General features: G+C 43.1%; 13 protein-coding genes. 1 reads left to right on the top strand and 12 read right to left on the bottom strand.

The window, feature by feature from the left end; genetic code table 11:
• Nucleotides 1-18: 18 nt before the first annotated feature.
• From gltB to E0H81_RS08450, 9 genes are all read right to left on the bottom strand, one after another.
• Complete coding sequence (gltB, locus tag E0H81_RS08410; RefSeq protein WP_131318139.1) at nucleotides 19-4,494, bottom strand: glutamate synthase large subunit; 4,476 nt, start codon at nucleotides 4,492-4,494, stop codon at nucleotides 19-21.
• Between the two features lie 455 nt (nucleotides 4,495-4,949).
• Nucleotides 4,950-5,792: a hypothetical protein gene (locus E0H81_RS08415; RefSeq protein ID WP_131318141.1), complete on the bottom strand. Its 843-nt coding sequence runs from the start codon at nucleotides 5,790-5,792 to the stop codon at nucleotides 4,950-4,952.
• A 3-nt stretch (nucleotides 5,793-5,795) separates the two neighbouring features.
• Nucleotides 5,796-6,881, bottom strand: a complete 1,086-nt coding sequence (gene aroB / locus E0H81_RS08420) for a 3-dehydroquinate synthase (RefSeq protein ID WP_131318143.1) — start codon at nucleotides 6,879-6,881, stop codon at nucleotides 5,796-5,798.
• A 17-nt stretch (nucleotides 6,882-6,898) separates the two neighbouring features.
• Entirely contained in the window at nucleotides 6,899-7,447 is a 549-nt protein-coding gene (gene aroK, locus E0H81_RS08425; RefSeq protein WP_131318145.1) for a shikimate kinase AroK, read from the bottom strand.
• 36 nt (nucleotides 7,448-7,483) lie between these two features.
• A complete protein-coding gene (locus tag E0H81_RS08430; protein ID WP_131318147.1) occupies nucleotides 7,484-9,589 on the bottom strand; it encodes a type IV pilus secretin PilQ in 2,106 nt (701 codons plus the stop codon).
• A 16-nt stretch (nucleotides 9,590-9,605) separates the two neighbouring features.
• On the bottom strand, nucleotides 9,606-10,133 hold the full coding sequence (locus E0H81_RS08435) for a pilus assembly protein PilP (protein ID WP_131268410.1): 528 nt from the start codon (nucleotides 10,131-10,133) through the stop codon (nucleotides 9,606-9,608).
• On the bottom strand, nucleotides 10,133-10,858 hold the full coding sequence (locus E0H81_RS08440; protein WP_131318149.1) for a type IV pilus inner membrane component PilO: 726 nt from the start codon (nucleotides 10,856-10,858) through the stop codon (nucleotides 10,133-10,135). The genes E0H81_RS08435 and E0H81_RS08440 overlap by 1 nt, the downstream gene beginning before the upstream one ends.
• Nucleotides 10,855-11,496 (bottom strand): PilN domain-containing protein, encoded by a 642-nt coding sequence (locus tag E0H81_RS08445; protein WP_131318151.1) that lies wholly within the window; start codon nucleotides 11,494-11,496, stop codon nucleotides 10,855-10,857. The genes E0H81_RS08440 and E0H81_RS08445 overlap by 4 nt, the downstream gene beginning before the upstream one ends.
• A complete protein-coding gene (locus E0H81_RS08450) occupies nucleotides 11,496-12,557 on the bottom strand; it encodes a pilus assembly protein PilM (protein ID WP_131318153.1) in 1,062 nt (353 codons plus the stop codon). Before E0H81_RS08450 ends, E0H81_RS08445 begins: the two co-directional genes overlap by 1 nt.
• 165 nt (nucleotides 12,558-12,722) lie before the next feature.
• Here E0H81_RS08450 and ponA point away from each other — a divergent pair, with 165 nt between their 5' ends.
• A complete protein-coding gene (gene ponA, locus E0H81_RS08455; RefSeq protein WP_131318155.1) occupies nucleotides 12,723-15,251 on the top strand; it encodes a penicillin-binding protein PBP1a in 2,529 nt (842 codons plus the stop codon).
• A gap of 39 nt (nucleotides 15,252-15,290) precedes the next feature.
• Here the strand turns inward: ponA and E0H81_RS08460 are convergent, their stop codons facing one another.
• The 3 genes from E0H81_RS08460 to E0H81_RS08470 form a co-directional block, all read right to left on the bottom strand.
• On the bottom strand, nucleotides 15,291-16,094 hold the full coding sequence (locus tag E0H81_RS08460; RefSeq protein WP_131318157.1) for a putative RNA methyltransferase: 804 nt from the start codon (nucleotides 16,092-16,094) through the stop codon (nucleotides 15,291-15,293).
• A gap of 80 nt (nucleotides 16,095-16,174) precedes the next feature.
• Nucleotides 16,175-17,293, bottom strand: a complete 1,119-nt coding sequence (mraY, locus tag E0H81_RS08465) for a phospho-N-acetylmuramoyl-pentapeptide-transferase (RefSeq protein ID WP_131268421.1) — start codon at nucleotides 17,291-17,293, stop codon at nucleotides 16,175-16,177.
• Nucleotides 17,293-18,699, bottom strand: a complete 1,407-nt coding sequence (locus tag E0H81_RS08470) for a UDP-N-acetylmuramoyl-tripeptide--D-alanyl-D-alanine ligase (RefSeq protein WP_131318159.1) — start codon at nucleotides 18,697-18,699, stop codon at nucleotides 17,293-17,295. Before E0H81_RS08470 ends, mraY begins: the two co-directional genes overlap by 1 nt.
• Nucleotides 18,700-18,704: the final 5 nt, after the last annotated feature.

An 18,704-nucleotide genomic window follows, 5' to 3' on the forward strand; every position in this document is an offset into this window, starting at 1 on the left:
AATCGGTTCGTCGTGGAATTATTGTGGATCAGCTTTAGTCGTTTTCAAAAGCGTTTGCAAATTAGCAGCTTTTGGTTTTACAAGCCAGAATTTACGGCTGTAAAAATCAAACTCGTTGCGGATCTTGTACGCCCAAGCACTACCTGTCTCAGCAATATGTTCATCCAAGATGCGGCACAAGAACTCTTGGTGTTCTTCCATCGCTTCTGTAGAGATACGGTTTAACTCGATCAACTCATGGTTATAGTGGTCAACGAAGTCATTATCAAGGTCAAGTACATAAGCAAAACCACCTGTCATACCTGCACCGAAGTTATGACCGACTTTACCCAGTACAGTCACAATACCACCAGTCATATATTCACAGCAGTGATCGCCCGCACCTTCAATTACGGCAAATGCACCCGAGTTACGCACTGCGAAACGTTCGCCTGCAGTACCTGCAGCAAAGATTTTACCGCCAGTTGCACCATACAAGCATGTGTTACCGATGATTGCGGTATTTTGCGTCTGGAATGGCGAACCTTTTGGCGGGAAGATCGAGATACGGCCACCTGCCATACCTTTACCGACGTAATCGTTGGCATCACCTTCAAGCTTGATATGCAAACCGCCAGCGTTCCAAACACCGAGTGACTGACCTGCGGTTCCTTTCAGATTCATGACAACAGGATGTGTTTCCATCCCCAGGTTGCCATAACGGCGCGCAATTTCACCTGAAATACGTGCACCAATTGAACGGTCACAGTTCACCACATTGTAGTTAAACTCACCACTATTACCTGCTTCAATAGTCGGAAGCATCTCATCAACCATTCTCTCTGCAAGCAAGCCTTTATCAAATGGTGTATTACCTTGAACTTGGCAATATTGCGCTTTACCTTCAGCAGAAGGATGTGAGGTTAACAAGGCGCTTAAATCTAAATGAGCATGTTTATCTGTATCGCCCGGTAAGACTTCAAGCAAATCTGTACGGCCAATCAAGTCTTTCAAGCTCGAAATGCCTAAAGCCGCTAACCATTCACGGGTTTCTTCTGCAATAAAGTGGAAGAAATTAATTAGCATTTCTGGCTCGCCAATATAATGCTCTTGACGTAAATGGTCTTGCTGAGTTGCTACACCGGTTGCACAGTTGTTCAAGTGGCAAATACGCAGGTATTTACAACCGAGTGCAATCATTGGCGTAGAACCAAAGCCGAAGCTTTCTGCACCCAGAATCGCTGCTTTAACCACATCTAAACCTGTTTTCAAACCACCATCGGTTTGTACACGCACTTTGCCACGAAGGTCGTTTACACGAAGGGCTTGATGCGCCTCAGCCAGACCCAGCTCCCATGGCGAACCTGCATGGTGAATTGAGGAAAGTGGAGAAGCCGCAGTACCACCGTCATAACCAGAAATGGTAATGAAATCGGCATATGCTTTTGCTACACCTGCCGCAATTGTCCCTACACCCGGTTCAGAAACCAGTTTTACTGACACCATTGCTTGAGGATTGACTTGTTTTAAGTCAAAGATCAATTGTGACAAATCTTCAATTGAGTAGATGTCATGGTGCGGTGGTGGTGAAATCAGAGTGACACCCGGAACGGAGTAACGTAAACGTGCAATTAAGCCATTCACTTTACCACCCGGTAACTGACCGCCTTCACCCGGTTTCGCACCTTGCGCCACTTTAATCTGCAACACTTCAGCAGACGTTAAATATGCTGGTGTTACACCGAAACGACCTGATGCAATCTGTTTGATTTTCGAGTTACGGATGGTGCCATAACGTGCAGGATCTTCACCGCCCTCACCCGAGTTTGAACGACCACCAATGGTGTTCATGGCAATTGCAATCGCTTCATGCGCTTCCGGTGACAATGCACCTAAAGACATGCCTGCAGAGTCGAAACGTGGCAAGATTTCTTCCACCGATTCCACTTGGTCGAGCGCAATTGAATTGTCTGTTTTCAGTTTGAATAAATCACGAATCGTGGTAATCGGACGGTTATTGACCAATTCTGCATATTCTTTAAAGTCAGCATAATCCCCTGAGCGTACTGCTTTATGTAGAGAATTGATCACGTCTGGGTTAAATGCGTGATATTCCTTGTCGAATACGAATTTCAGCAAACCACCCTGATCAATCGGCTTACGGGCTTTCCACGCATTTTCAGCCAATTTTTTAAGATCATTTTCAAGGTCAGCAAATGTTGCCCCTTGAATACGGCTTGGCACGCCAGTGAAGCATTTATCAACCACTTCATTGGACAAACCTACGGCTTCGAATAACTGACCACCACGATAAGACGCAACAGTTGAGATACCCATTTTAGAAAGCACTTTAAGCAGGCCTTTCTCAATGCCTTTACGGAAATTCGCTTGGGCATGAATTGGGTCACCCAACAACTCGCCTTTCGCGATCAAGTCATTGATCACGTCATAAGCTAGGTATGGATAAATCGCAGTGGCACCAAAGCCCAGAATCACGGCAAATTGATGTGCATCGCGCGCCAAAGCGGTTTCTACAATGATGTTTGCATCGGTACGTAAACCGGCTTGAATCAAGTGATGATGCACCGCACCTGTCGCCATCAAGGCATTGGCGGGTAAATAACCTTCACGAATTTTCTTGTCTGACAGCACCAGTAAAGTTTTGCCATCACGAATCGCTTGAGCCGCTTCCTCACAGATACGCGCAATCGCCGCCTGCGAACCTTCGCTTGCCACATAGTTCAAGTCGATGTCGGCAATTTCGTAGCCTTTACGACCCAAAGTACGCATTTGGTGCATTTTTGAGTTTGACAATACCGGGCTTGAAATGATCAGGCGATCTGCATGTTCAGGACTTTGTTCAAATACGTTTTGCTCACGACCCAAACATGTCTCTAGAGACATCACGATCGATTCACGTAATGGATCAATCGGTGGGTTAGTTACCTGAGCGAACTGTTGACGGAAATAATCCGACACATGACGAACCTGACGGGACAATACGGCCATTGGCGTATCATCACCCATGGAGCCGACTGCTTCCTGACCGCTTTCCGCGATTGGACGAAGTAATTGATCACGTTCTTCAAAGGTCACCATGAACATTTTTTGTGAGGCTTTGAGCGCATCGCCTTTTAAGCCTTGATCACATAAATATTCTTCAAGTTCTGGACTACCTTGTAGACGAATTGAATTTTCACGTAACCATTCACGGTAAGGGCGCATTTTTTTCAAATGGTTGCTGACATCTTGAGTATCAAGCAATTTACCAGTGAGCGTATCAATCACCAAAATTTGACCTGGACCCACACGACCTTTAGAAATCACATCTTCAGGTTGATAGCCCCAAACACCAATTTCTGATGCAAGAGTGATATAACCATTTTTAGTGATTACCCAACGTGCAGGACGCAAACCGTTACGATCCAGCATACAGATGGCATGACGTCCATCCTGAATTACCAGGCCTGCAGGACCATCCCAGGCTTCCATGTGCTTAGAGTTAAACTCGTAAAATGCACGAAGATCGGCATCTAAAGTTTCAACATTTTGCCAAGCAGGGGGAACCAGCATACGTAGCGCACGGAACAGGTCCATACCACCACCGACCAAGATTTCAAGCATATTGTCCAGGCTTGAAGAATCCGAACCGGTACGGTTCACGATTGGATTGAGTTCAGTTAAACCTGGAAGTAATGGGTTTTCAAATTTTGGCAAACGCGCCATTGCCCAGTTTCGGTTTGCAGTAATGGTATTGATTTCACCATTGTGTGCAAGATAACGGAACGGCTGCGCTAAAGGCCAACGCGGTAATGTATTGGTCGAGAAACGCTGATGGAAGACCACAATGTGTGATTCCAAACGTGGATCTGCTAAATCGGTATAAAAGTCTGCGATTGCTTCAGGCATCATCAAACCTTTATAGGTGATGACTGTTGAACACAATGTTGTGACATAGAATGAAGAATCATTGCTCAGTAATTGTTCCGCACGACGACGTGCCAGGAATAATTTACGGTTGAATTCAACTTCAGTCACACCCATTGGGCAATTGACAATAATCTGTTCAAATGCCGGCATCGATTGAAGTGCAATTTCACCCAAAGCATCGACATTGGTTGGGATCACACGCCAAGCAAGAACTTTTAAGCCTTCAGATTCGATTTCTTTGGCTAAAACCTGTTTTGAATGCGCAGCAATTGCAGGATCTAGATTTAAAAATACCGTACCGACTGCAAAGACTTCACTTAAAGTGATATCACTGAGTTTTTTTGCTTCTTCACGGAAAAATGCTTTCGGCATAGCCAGCAATAAACCACAACCATCACCTGTCTTGCCATCTGCGGCAATACCACCACGGTGGGTCATACAACTTAAGCTATGAATCGCGGTCTTGACCAGATCATGGCTTGCATCACCCTGCATATGGGCAATTAAACCGAAACCACAGTTATCTTTAAACTCATCCGGTTGGTATAAACCTTGAGCGGGAGCTACAGTATTAGGCGATGGCATGTGCATAGCGTACCCTTCTTTCAACATGGCCCATAAAGCGGGCATCTAACAATCAAATATCTTCTTTGCGATTTAGTCCAATTTACTCACACGCAGATCAAGACTGGGCAGAATCATTTTCTTCACATACTTAAGATAATCGCATTTCATCTTCTATGCATGGATCAATTACAAAAATGTTTTACTGATGTTACGCACTTTTTTAAAGCAGGCAAATTCAGCAACTTCGCACAATCTTTGAATCTTTTCGCGCCAAAATAGGGACAATAACTCAATTCATGCACCAATAAAGCAAAAATGATGCCAATTAAGAAAGGATAAAGCTAAATGTTTTAAATATAGAAACATTAAAGCTTCATCTCAGTTAGCTTATTTTTTTGGCAGCATTTTTCGCACTATTTTTGTGCATTCAATTATTTTTATAGCTTAATTTGCTCTATTTTAGAACTCTATTTCTAATTAAATGGATCGCTAATTTCAGTTTCTGCTGCTTTATTGCCATTTCTTTTCGGCGCAGGTTCAACTGAGGAATGTGACTGCTGAACATCAACCACATTTCCTTCTTCATCACGACGCGTAACAGTTGTAGTAGTTGTTGCTTTAGGGTCAACCACGGGTACAGTCGGTTTGGGTTTAGGTACGACCAATAGACTTTCATCAATGCGAGGCAATGGTGCAGACTTCAAATTGACTGCATATAGTTTGCTATTCGAGCCCATTTCATCTGCGCCCATATCATTGACCAAGGCAGCATAATCTTCAATATTCTGAACTTGAGCTTGAATAGACTTGGGAAACTGGAACGGCAATTGTTGAAGGGCCTGTTTTGCCTGATCGCTATTTCGATAGATCCCATAAAGCAGAACATATTGTTCAATTTGATTTTCGCCACTTAAGCGAATGTAGAAAAAATTCTTACGATCAGACTGTTTTTTTAGAAAACTTCGAATCACATCATCTTTGCTTGCTCGAAACAGTTCAATCGTGGTGGCGTTTTTATTATCACTGATAAATTTACTGCCACGAAATTCGGGTTCATAGCTTCCCGTATTGACCACACGTGTGGTCATTTCCAAAGGACGTACTTCTTCTTGAAGTGCGCCAAGAAGGCTGGTTGCAGCAACTTTTTCCGGTTGAATTTGTAATTCAGATTCAGTTTCAGCAGATTTTTCTACTTCTACCAAAGCATCACTATCGGTAATTGCCCAAAAAATAAGTGCTGCAAACAGGCACACCAACCCACACACCAGCCAGATATAGTTTTGAATACGTTGCCATTGTGTACGGAGGGTTGCCATGACTTATGCCTTCTCTTGATTCGCTAAAATCGCTTGTTTCATCAATTCCACATCGAATTCTTTGCTAATTACAGCCTGTCCTAAAGATTTCATTAGAACCAGACGTAACTGTCCATTCAGCACTTTTTTATCATGTGTCATATATGCGAGGAATTCATCAAGTGGAATAGCTGGGCATTTTACGGGTAAATGGGCACGTTGAATGATTTTTTTTGTACGTTCTAAATCTTCCGCTGAAATCCAGCCCATGCGTTGCGACAAATCCGCAGCCATCACCATACCCGTTGCGACCGCTTCACCGTGTAACCAAACGCCATATCCTAAGTAAGACTCGATAGCATGACCAAAAGTATGTCCCAAGTTAAGCAAAGCACGTTCGCCTTGCTCTTTTTCATCATTCGCAACGATACGCGCCTTATGTACACATGAACGGTAAACTGCTTCAGCCAGTAATGCCGAATCACGCCCGACCAGGCCATCCATATTTTCTTCGAGCCAAAGCAAAAAATCCAGATCACCCAACAAGGCATATTTAATCACTTCTGCCAGACCCGCTGACAGTTCTCGATCAGGCAAAGTGCTTAATTGCGCCATATCGGCCAACACCACTTGTGGCTGCTGGAAAGCACCAATCATGTTCTTACCTAATGGATGATTAATACCGGTTTTTCCTCCCACACTTGAATCCACTTGCGACAGAAGCGTGGTCGGAACCTGAATGAAATATACGCCGCGTTGGAAACAGGCAGAGGCAAAACCAGCCATATCGCCAATCACGCCACCCCCCAGTGCCAGAACGGTAGCATCTCGGTTAAATCCGGCTTCCAATAAAGCGTCAAAAATCAAATTTAAATGTTCAATATTTTTATATTTTTCACCATCAGGCAAAATGCATGTTGCAACTGTTTTCCCTAAAGCTTCAATTGCAGTCACATAATGTTCTAAATACAAAGGTGCAACCGTTGTATTGGTCACAATCATCACTTGCTTACCCTTGATATAAGGTTCAAGTAATGATTGTGGATTTAAATCACTGCCAATAAAAATAGGATAGCGGCGATCGCCGAGTTCAACATGTAAAGTTTGCATGAAATTAAAACCGTTAATTAGACTAAATCTGCTTCTTGAGAAACAATCAGATGTAAGATTTTTTGGGCTAAATCACGAGCAGCCCCCTGGTTGGTTTCAATAATATAATGCGCAACTTCCCGATACAAAGGATCACGAAGCGCCAATAAATCACGTAACTTTTGTTCAGGGTTTTCAACTTGCAATAAAGGACGGTTTTTATCCCGGTAGGTACGCTGTAATTGAATTTCAACAGGAGTATAGAGATAAACAACGATTCCGCGTTGTTTTAAAAACTCGCGATTGAGCGCTTGGGTCACTGCGCCACCACCAGTTGCCAGAACCAGTTGTGTGTGAGCAGTGAGTTCATCGATCACCATTGTTTCACGGTTACGAAATCCCTTTTCACCTTCTTTTTCAAAAATCCAAGGAATTGTCGCTCCTGTTTTGCGTTCAATTTCATGATCACTATCAAGAAACTCTCGACCTAACAGTTCCGCTAAATGTCGACCAACAGTTGTTTTCCCAGCCCCCATTGGCCCTACCAAATAAATATTTGGCAGGGTTTCAAACTCATTGCTTGGCAAGGAGTCACCTATTTATTTTGCTAAATTCAAAATATATTAATGATTTCTTGAAACACTGTCATTAACAATTCGTGGTGTAACAAAGATTAGTAATTCCGCTTGTTGAGAATTACGAATATTATTTTTAAAGATATTACCAATAACTGGTAAATCTGCTAAGAAAGGTACTTTAGTGCTTGAGTTTTGCTTAACATCATCAAAAACTCCACCTAATACTATCGTTTCACCATCCCCCACCAAAACATTGGTTTCAAGTTCATTAGTATTAATCAAAAAGCCAGCTTGTGTCAGTTGCCCCAAAGAGTCTTTTGTAATCTTCAATGCCATTTGAACCTTACCATCTGGAGTAATACTCGGCGTAACTTCGAGTTCTAAATTTGCATCTACAAAGCTGGTCGTCGTTCCCGACTCTGCACTATACGTTTGATATGGGACTTGTGAACCACGTAAAATTTTAGCTTTTTGTTTATCACCTGTTAAGACTTTAGGTGCAGAAATTACTTCACCATGACCATCTGCTTGTAACGCAGTTAATTCAAGATTCAACATATAATCAGATATTTTTAATAGACCAAAATTAAATGTTCCAGCTGTTGCTGTACCTAAATCAACACCTAAATCAATTTTTGGAGAATAATCTCCGCCCCAAACATTTGAGCCATTTGCACCTAAAGCCAAACTTGGATTATTTCGTTGAAGCCCCCAACGAATACCTAACTCACGGGAAAAATCAGTTTCCGCCGTCACAATACGCGCTTCAATCATTACTTGCTTCACTGCGACGTCCAGCAAATCAATCATTTTTCTCACTTTATCAATATTTTGTACAGTATCATTAATTATTAATGTATTTGTTCTTGCATCAACTGATATTGATCCACGAGGGCTTAATAAACTTTCACCTGAATTACTAGCACCAGTAGTACTATTGTTATTCGATGATTTAGTTTGTGTAATTAATTTTTCAATATCAGTTACTTTTGCATAACTCAATTGCATATATTCTGTCTGAATCGGTGCTAACTTGACACTTTGTGCAATTGCCTTAACTTCGTCATCTTCTGCTTTGATTAATTCAGAAACTGGGGCAATCCAGATGACATTACCATTACGACGTTTATCTAAATTTTTGGTTTTTAGAATAATATCTAGTGCCTGATCCCAAGGTACATCCTTTAAGCGCAAGGTGATATTACCTTGTACCGTATCAGCGGTCACCATATTGATTTCAGTGAAGTCTGCCAATAACTGCAGCACACGACGTACTTCAATATCCTGAAAATCTAGTGAAATCTTTTTACCGGTATAGCTATTAGCCGCTTTCGGTTTAAGCGGATTTTTATCTTCAGGTCGTTTTAAGCTGATGGTCAGTTTATTGTCCGCCTGATAGGCCATATATTCATAGCTACCAGCAGTTTGAATGGTGATTACACCATTTCCACCATTATTATTTGCATCAATCGTAGAAACTGGCGTTGCAAAATCATTGACATTCAAACGACGCGCCAAATGTGCAGGAACTTTACTACCTAATGTGCGTACAACAACTTTACTGCCTTGCTGCTGCACATCAACCTGTGTGTTTGTGCCAAGCAAATCAATCACAACCTGCCCTTCACCTTGACCACCGCGCTGGAAGCCAATATTGGAAATGCCTTGGGTTGATCCTTGGCTCTGAGCTGCGACCTGCTGAGGAGCAAATGCATTATTACCCGCAGCCGAATTAATTTTTAAAATAAAAGTATTACCTTCCACACGTGTGGTAAAGGCACCGGCATCCGCCAAATTCACCGTTAAACGTGAACGTTGAGCATCAGAACTCACATCAACTGAACTTGCTTCTTTAGTTGCAACTGCAATGCTATTTTGTTTTAAATTTTGCTGTGCTTTATCAAAATCCAGAATCAGACGTGATGGCTGCTCTAATTGATACGCTTGCGGCTGTGGCGGCAAGCCGTTAAACATGACACGAATTTCTGTACCCTGACCTGCAACCTGCATCGGTACAATATTGGTAATACTGACTTGTGCATTGGCAACCTGCATTACTGCTATTGCCACAGCACCCATAGAAAATTGACGGAACAAATGGTTCATTGTATTGCCATCCCCAAATATAAAATCTTTCAAACTGTTATTCATTTTTATTCCTTTAAACTTAAGGCGCTGGTCCAATTAATATCAGACTTCTTGGACGCTCTACATATCCTTCCCGTCCATCTGGAATAATTTCCATAAGATCGATTTGTGTTGGCGTGATACTCACCACACGACCATGATTCACACCCATGTAGCTACCACGTTGTACGCGTTCTATTTCACCATCTGGTGTTTGAATTAATGCCAGGATCTGCCCGGACTGGTTACGCATACTCCCCTTCATATTTAAGGATTCGATGGCATAACTTTCCAAAGGTTGCAGTTGACGTGACAAGTTAGGATAGACACGTTTTCCTGCCATAATTCTCAATTCAGCAGCCAGTGAACTCGGCAAAAAAGGGCTTTTCAGCTGATGGGCTGCATAGTCAAATGTTGGCACAGGTGGAAAAACCGGTGCCGGTTCAATCGGTAATGGCGGCTGATTACGAATACTTGCCATTTGCTCATTGACCGCATCAATACGAGAATCACACCCCACCAGTAACAAGCCCAAAATCAGGCTCAAAGTCATTTTTTCTATTTTCATTACTGTGCCCCTCCAGCTGTAGCAGTTGAATTCGCATCTGCTGCTTGAGTATCCGTAGCACCGATATAACGATAGGTTTTGGCTTTCACGTTATAGGTAATTTGAGGAATATCGGTTTTTTTCTCTTTATTTTCCGTACCCGTAATCTCGAAATCATGCAAAGTGACAATACGCGGAAGTGCAGCTATACCACTGACAAAAGAACCAAAGGCATGATAGTCACCTGTTGCTTCAATCGAAATCGGCTGCTCAATAAAGAACTCTTGCTTAATTTCATTTTCTAAACGGATATTTTTAAATTTCAGACCTGAATTCACCCCACTGACGTTGATATCTTCAACCAATCCTGGGATTTCCGTTTCTTTAGGTAACTGTTCGAGTTGCTGATTAAAATTCGCTTCCATTTCTTGTAACTGCGCTTGTAACTGTTGCAAATTGCGAAGCTTTGAATCTTTTTCACGGAATTCATTCAGCAAATTTTGCTCTTGAGCGCTGGCATTGGAAATGGCCTCTATTTGACCTTTAATCAGCGCAAAATATCCCAGAATACCAATCATCATCACAATTAAAATCCAGCAAGTGATTTTAACGGATAATGGCCAGCTGCCGTAGTTATTCATATCCAAGGTATTGAACTGCTGAAGAAACTTATCTAAGGTCATCTTCTTTTTAGGAGCAGCAACACCTTCATTTGGGTTTAATTCATCAAATTCGTCGAGACTCATTGTGCTGCCCCCGCTGTTGAATTAGCTGGATTTTGTTGTAATTCTGGCGTTACCGGTTGTGCGATTTGATCCAAGTCAGCAGTAATCACGAATGCGCCATAACGCTCTTCAATACGAGGAACCACAGAACTAGGTGCCTTGTCTTTTTGCTCTTCAACGGCTAAAAAAGAATTCATAAAGGCATTTCTATACCAAGCTGATGCTTCCAAACTACGCAAAAATTCTGCAACCGTGTTCGGACTTTCTGCCTTGCCTTCAAGGGTAAATTTATCGCCGGTACGGACGAATTTGGTAATGTACAAATTGCTTGGCGTAACACGTACCATTTCATCAATCAGGCGAACCGCAATCGGTCGTTGCCCTTGTAAACCTTGAATCAACTTCATGCGTTCAATAATGGCATTTCGCTGAGCTTCCAAACCTTCCAGGGATTTTAATTGCACATCCAGATTTTGGTTGGTACTGGTAATAAGTTGATTCGCTTGTTCTTGATCTTCAAGTTTATGGCCATAATAAAACCATGCCAAGGTGACCGCTAAAGCCCCGATTAATGCCATTCCTATACAAATTGTAATAAATTCTTTTTTTCTTTTCTCTCTTAGCTCATCACGCCAAGGGAGCAGGTTAATTCTCGCCATTAATCAAAACTCCTCAATGCCAAACCACATGCCACCATGAGTGAGGAAGCATCGTTCTCTATCTTTTTAATATCAATTTGTGGAGAAAAGCCCATTTGTAAAAATGGGTTGGCAATAGTCACACGATAACCCAATTTTTGTTGTAGCAGCTTCGCGAGCCCCGGAATATTGGCATTACCCCCTGCCAATAAAATATGGTCAATTTCATTGAACTGTGAAGATGAGAAAAAGAACTGTAATGAGCGTGCTGCTTGTTGAACCACCGCTTCCAAGTAGGGTTCTAAAACTTCAACATCATAATCATCAGGCAATGAACGACTTTTCTTGGCACGGCCAGCTTCTTCAAAAGACAAACCATAACGGTTTTGAATTTCTTGAGTAAGCTGTTTTCCGCCAAACACCTGCTCACGCGTATAAATAACTTTATTGTTTTGCATCACCGATAAGGTGGTCATGGTATGACCAATATCTAAAATACCGACTGTATTTACGCCCATAGGCAAAGTATCGGAAAATACTTGATACGCATTTTCGATTGCAAAACTTTCAACATCAGCAGTTTTGGGAGTTAGACCAGCAAGTTCCAGCACTTCAGAACGTGCTTCTACATTTTCAAGACGAGTCGCAACCAAAAGCACATTGACTCGATTCGGGTTTGCCAAACGCTCCGGCAACACTTCAAAATCAAGACTGGCTTCATCTAATGGGAAAGGAATATATTGCTCTGCATCCATACGAATTTGAACTTCACGTTCATCGTCCGTCATATCTGCATCCATCTCAATCGTTTTGGTAATGACCATTGAAGTTGGAACTGCAAGTGCTGCAGCTGTAGATTGGGTATTGGCTAGATTGAGTGCTCGCTCTAATGCATCCCCGACCGCCTCTGGATTTAATATATTTTTTTCGACCACACTGCCTTCAGGTAAAGGCACCAGCGCATAGCTCTCCACCCAATACCTGTTACCGCTTTTAACAGAAAGTTCTAACAACTTAACAGAAGTAGAACTAATATCTACTCCAATTAACCCCTTATTCGGCTTACGATATAACCTGAGCACTATATAATTCCTATTATTTTTTTATCCCCAATAAAAGTAACCTACTAATCAGTCTTGGTCTATAATTTTATACAGATACAATAACGCATCTAACAATCTGTATGTGTAAAGGCTATACTGACCGCCAATTAGTTTGCCATTAGCTCTTATTAAAACTTACTTGTTATGAAAAAGCTATCTCGTTCGGGCCATGTTCATCCATTTTTTTTGATCATAATTATAGCCTTGGTCGCAATTCCGATGGGATTCTATGGCATGTATCTCTATATTGCCCCATCCTTACCTAAAATGACCACTTTAAAAAAGGCGCCGTTACTCAAGCCCTTGCAAGTGTACAGTGCCGATAATGAGCTAATTGCAGAGTATGGTGGCAAGTTATCTGTGCCTGTAGAATACAAACAAATCCCCAAACCATTTGTTTCTGCCTTTCTTGCAGCTGAGGACTCCTCTTTCTTTGAACATAGCGGCATTAGCTTCAAAGGCCTAGGACGAGCAGTCAGTGAAACGATCACGGGATCGAACGTGCAAACGGGTGGTTCAACCATCACCATGCAAGTGGCAAAAAACTATTATTTAAGTCCTGAACGAACACTAAAACGAAAACTTACAGAAATTTTCCTTGCTCGTAAAATAGAGCAAAACTTAAGCAAAGAAGAGATTTTAACACTCTATGTGAATAAAATTTTCTTGGGGAAAAATGCTTACGGTATTGCTGCCGCAGCGAAAATTTATTACAACAAAAGCCTGGATCAGCTGAGCATTGCCCAAATGGCGATGATTTCCGGCCTACCCAAAGCACCATCTAAATATAATCCTGTGGCCAATCCAACACGCGCGTTGGAACGTCGCAACTGGATTCTTGGACGTATGCTGCAATTGGGCTATATCAACCAGTCACAGTATCAAAAAGCCATTGCCGAACCGGTTAATCTGGATATGCCAGACCGCGGCATTAATAACAAATATCCCTATGTCGGGGAAATGGTTCGCTCGGAACTGGTTGAAAAATTTGGCGAACAAGCCACTGATTCTGGTTATAAAGTTTATACAACCGTTGACAGCAAACGCCAGGCCTATGCAGAACAGGCAGTACAAGAAGGCTTAGAGGCGTATGATCGTCGCCATGGCTGGCGCGGTGCTGAAGCAAATGACAAACCGCTTAGCGAATTTAGCGCTTACGCAAACACTTATCCCGCGAAAGTGATTAAAGTAAACAGCAATTCTTTTGATGCACTGATGCAAGATGGCTCTACCGTGACTGTGCCTTGGTCAGGTATGTCGTGGGCTTATCCTTATAGAAATGCTAACAGTGTCGGCCCTGCCCCACGTCAGGCTTCTCAGATTGTTAAACTTAAAGATATTATTCGATTACGTCCCAATGACAATAAAACCTCATGGGCACTGATACAAGTCCCTAAAGCGCAAGGGCAACTGATCGCGATCAATCCAAATAACGGTGCAATTGAAGCCATTGTTGGTGGATACAATTTTTACCAATCCAAATTCAATCGTGCACTTCAAGGCTGGCGCCAACCGGGTTCAATCATTAAACCCTTTGTTTATGCGTTGGCACTTGAACGTGGCATGACGCCTTATAGCATGGTCAATGACAGTCCGATTACGATTGGCAAATGGTCGCCGAAGAACTCGGATGGGCGTTATTTAGGCATGATTCCTTTACGTCGTGCTTTGTACCTATCTCGAAATACTGTTTCTGTTCGATTATTACAAACTGTCGGAATTGAACGTACACGCCAATTATTCATGGATTTTGGTCTGCACGAAAATCAAATTCCACGGAATTACACTATTGCGCTAGGCACACCGCAAGTTCTCCCGATTCAAATGGCAACCGGTTATGCAACCTTTGCCAATGGGGGTTACCGTATTCAGCCGCATTTTATTGATCGCATTGAAGATGCTTATGGCAAAGTGATTTATCAAAGCAATCCAGAATATGCGTGTATTTCTTGTATCAATCAAAATGATCCAGAACAGGAATCAGCCGAACCAGCAACTCCAGATGATGAAGTGATTGAAGTCACCAATCAAACTTTGCAAGCAGAAAAAGAACTGGCGAAACTGCAATTGGATGAATCGAAAAGTCAATATCGTCAGGCACAGCGTATTTTAAAATCCAGCTCTGCTTATGACATGGCCAATATTCTGCGTGATGTGATTCAGCAAGGTACAGGCCGTGCGGCACTTAAAATTGGTCGTGGCGATATTGGCGGTAAAACAGGGACCACCAATGATGCTAAAGATGCCTGGTTTTCCGGATTCAATGGCAAGCTGGTGACTGTGGCATGGGTCGGTTTTGACCAGCCTACTACACTGGGTCGTCGTGAATATGGGGGTGTTGCAGCTTTACCGATCTGGACCAACTTTATGGGCAATGCCTTAAAAGGCACACCAGCAGCATGGGTCCATTTCGATAAAAATGCCAAAGCACCAACCAACCACACCCAGACTATCACTGTTGGCGAACCAGTCAGAGAAGATCGCTCTTCTCCCCCATTGGCTCGTCCATTGTACCGCCCTGCACCAGTTGCACCAGTACGGGTACCAGAACGTGACTTTGATGACCTGCCTGGAGAAGAAATACAGGCTCCAGATCCTGCAGACTCTTCAAACACGCAAAAGCAAAATAATAAGCCGGATGCACTTGAACGCTTAATTGATGTATTTGAATAAAATCGTAAAAAGCCCTCAAATGAGGGCTTTTTATTCGGCTTATTTCTTTTTAAATAAATAAATTTGAAACTGCCCTTTTAACTCGAATTGCTCATTCTGCTCTAGCGCCTGTCGGCGTTCCGGTTTTGCTTTATAAGCATACGGCGTCATCGCAATCAGGTTTTTCAAATCTGCCTGTTGCACGGTAAAAGGCGCATCAACAATACTTTCATCTATTAATTCAAAAGCATCTGCCAATTGATCAACAAACTTATGTGGTTCATGCGGGTTCACTTCTTCAAACAAGGCTTCACGCATCGCATATAAGTGTTCAGTTGCAGGGGTCACGACCATCAAATAGGCATTCGGCTTCAGTACGCGCAATATTTCCTGCTTGGGAATAGGACTAAACAAACTGGTACATAAGTCAATTGAAGCATCTAGAACAGGAAGTGTGGCACCCGTTCCCACCACCCAGGTCACTTTTTTATTTAGCTTGGCCGCGACCTGAACTGCATTTTTAGCAATATCCACACCGATACATTGCAGTACTTCTGCCTGCATGGCATTGGTGTAATAACCTTCACCACAGCCAATATCGAGCAGGTTTTCAACGCGCAAGTCCCTAATTTTTTCGACCGCCACCTGTTGTAGCGGTGCATAAAATCCGGCACTTAAAAATGCACGGCGTGCCTGCACCGACTCCACGGTATCGCCCGGATTTTTACTGTGTTTATGCTGCACCACATGCAAGTTCACATAACCCTGTTTTGCCACGTCATAACTGTGGTTATTGGCACAGCGCCATGTTTTCTCGGTCAGTTTCAGTGCTTCACGACATACAGGACACATCAGCAGATTCATATTTTCTCCAGTGCCTGAAAATCAGGCGTTAAAAAAGCCGGCAGATGTGGGAGCAAATGCCGGCTTTTTCGAATATTTGCTTAACGCAATTTTAAGGTCATTAAGCCTAAAACTACCAGCATAATCGTGATAATCCAGAAACGAATCACCACCTGGGTTTCACGCCAGCCTTTTTTCTCGTAATGGTGATGTAAAGGTGCCATCAGGAATACACGTTTATTTCGCATACGCAGTGAACCAATTTGCAGGAACACAGAAATGGCTTCGACCACGAACACACCGCCCATAATCGCAAACACGATTTCCTGACGAACCATAACCGCAATGGTACCCAGCATCGCACCCAAAGATAATGCACCGACATCACCCATGAATACTTGAGCTGGATGTGCGTTATACCAAAGGAAGGCCAAGCCCGCACCAATCATTGCAGCGCAGATCACCACGAGTTCAGATGAATATTTCACATACGGCATATGCAGATAATTGGCAAAACGCACATCACCAGCAAGGTAAGCAAATACACCCAAACCTGCTGCAACAAGGACGATTGGCATAATCGCCAAACCATCCAGACCATCAGTCAGATTGACTGCATTGGATGCACCGTTAATTACCAGATAAGTAAAGATAATAAAACCGATACCCAATGGAATAGCGGACAAAGGAATACTGATATTTTTAAAGAATGGAATCAGCAGATCCAGCATATTCGCAGTATGCACAGGATTGGCCTGTTGGGTCGCAATCACATACAGCGCAATACCTGCACCTAAAGAACCGACTGAAGTCCAAAAGAATTTTTTCTTCGCAGGCAAGCCAGCATTATCTTTATAACGGACTTTAATCCAGTCATCTGCCCAACCCACGGCACCAAAAATTACCATCACCGCAAGTACAATCCAGACATAGGGATTGGATAAATCGGCCCAAAGCAAGGTTGAAATACCAATCGAAAGCAGGATCAATACCCCACCCATAGTTGGTGTACCCATTTTCTTGGCATGACCTTCAGGAGCAAATGAACTGACTGCCTGGCCATATTTGAGTGCTTGTAGCTTACGGATCATCACCGGACCCAAAACCAGTCCAATGGTCAATGCGGTTAAGACACTGAGCAAAGCACGTAATGTTAAATAACGAACTACCTGGAACGAGCTGTTGTAGCCCGCCAGTTGTTCAAATAGCCATAACAGCATTAAAGTTTCTCCATCAAATCAGCCATCAATGTTTCCATGTGGGTATAACGAGAACCTTTAAACAGGAAACTCATGGATTGAGGTTGATGTGTTTCAATTAGACTCAGTAAAAAAGGAAGGGCTTGTTCCTGATTTAGAAAAGCCTGCATTTTTTTACCATATTGGGTACTGCGTGCCCCTTCTTGGGTTGCCGGTGAAAACTCGCCCACCGCTACCACAAAATTGACGCCTGTCGCCACCAGATCTCGGCCCAACATATAATGCTGTTGTGCCGCACTTGCTCCCAATTCACCAATGTCACCAATCACCATCACTTTCACCCCGTCTTGCTGCGCAAGCACTTCAGCTGCTGCACGCATCGAGGTCGGGTTGGCGTTGTAGGTATCATCAATAAATAAATGTTTTTTAGCTTGAATGAAATTCAAGCGACCTTTGGCACCTGTCGCCTGTTCTAATCCCATCACGATGTCATCAAGAGCAACACCAATCGCGAGGGCGAAAGCGGTCGCAGCAGTGGCATTTTGCACATTATGTTCACCGGCAAACGGCAGGTTGACCTGACGTACACCATTTGGTGTATTTAATGTGAAGGTAGAGGATTGCGGATGTAATTCAGTTTCTGTAGCAAAAACATCCCCATTTTCACCAAAGCTTAAGACCTGTTCAGTCTGTACAGCTTGACGAATCGTATCGGCAAAATCATCTGCAGCAGGAACAATCGATGTCCCAGTTTTGGCGATATGTGCATAAATTTCAGATTTAGCCCGGCAGATGCCCTCACGTCCGCCAAACTCACCCAAATGTGCAGTACCAATATTAATGATCCCGGCGACATGCGGTTGAACCAGATTCGAGGTGTAATCAATTTCACCTTGATGACTAGCACCAAGCTCCATCACTGCATACTGATGTTCGGCACGAAGCTCTAACAACATCACCGGCACACCTAAATCATTGTTTAAGTTACCGCGAGTAATCAACGTAGGTGCCAAGCGAGATAAAATACTACCCAGCATTTCTTTAGTCGTGGTTTTACCACTACTGCCGGTCAGCGCAATTACTTTCACTTGTGAATTTTGCGCACGGCGATAAGCGCCTAAATGGCCGAGGGCCAAACGCGTATCTGCAACCACGAGCTGGCAAATATCTGCATCCACCGGATGACTGACAATGGCAATTTCGCAACCCTGTGCTGCAACTTGAGCAATAAAATCGTGTGCATCAAAACGTTCGCCTTGTAGCGCTAAAAAAGCATCGGCTTTTTCAGCATCACGGGAATCCGTCAAAATTCGTTTAATATTGCCTTGAGGCACTTTCTCATTCAACCAGTAACCTTGAGTGGCATCCGTAAGCTGCGCAGCTGTCCACGGCTCCAAAGGCACCGTACTGGTAGTCGATGTATGCATTTTTG

The sequence above is a fragment of the Acinetobacter terrestris genome (assembly GCF_004331155.1).
GTDB classification, from domain to species: domain Bacteria; phylum Pseudomonadota; class Gammaproteobacteria; order Pseudomonadales; family Moraxellaceae; genus Acinetobacter; species Acinetobacter terrestris.

Excerpts from the sequence above, each read along its gene's own strand:
- E0H81_RS08435 (WP_131268410.1), bottom strand. The coding sequence starts at position 10,133 with ATGAAAATAGAAAAAATGACTTTGAGCCTGATTTTGGGCTTGTTACTG.
- ponA (WP_131318155.1), top strand. The coding sequence starts at position 12,723 with ATGAAAAAGCTATCTCGTTCGGGCCATGTTCATCCATTTTTTTTGATC.
- aroB (WP_131318143.1), bottom strand. The coding sequence starts at position 6,881 with ATGCAAACTTTACATGTTGAACTCGGCGATCGCCGCTATCCTATTTTT.
- E0H81_RS08470 (WP_131318159.1), bottom strand. The coding sequence starts at position 18,699 with ATGCATACATCGACTACCAGTACGGTGCCTTTGGAGCCGTGGACAGCT.
- mraY (WP_131268421.1), bottom strand. The coding sequence starts at position 17,293 with ATGCTGTTATGGCTATTTGAACAACTGGCGGGCTACAACAGCTCGTTC.
- E0H81_RS08440 (WP_131318149.1), bottom strand. The coding sequence starts at position 10,858 with ATGAGTCTCGACGAATTTGATGAATTAAACCCAAATGAAGGTGTTGCT.
- gltB (WP_131318139.1), bottom strand. The coding sequence starts at position 4,494 with ATGCCATCGCCTAATACTGTAGCTCCCGCTCAAGGTTTATACCAACCG.
- E0H81_RS08445 (WP_131318151.1), bottom strand. The coding sequence starts at position 11,496 with ATGGCGAGAATTAACCTGCTCCCTTGGCGTGATGAGCTAAGAGAGAAA.
- E0H81_RS08430 (WP_131318147.1), bottom strand. The coding sequence starts at position 9,589 with ATGAATAACAGTTTGAAAGATTTTATATTTGGGGATGGCAATACAATG.
- E0H81_RS08460 (WP_131318157.1), bottom strand. The coding sequence starts at position 16,094 with ATGAATCTGCTGATGTGTCCTGTATGTCGTGAAGCACTGAAACTGACC.
- E0H81_RS08415 (WP_131318141.1), bottom strand. The coding sequence starts at position 5,792 with ATGGCAACCCTCCGTACACAATGGCAACGTATTCAAAACTATATCTGG.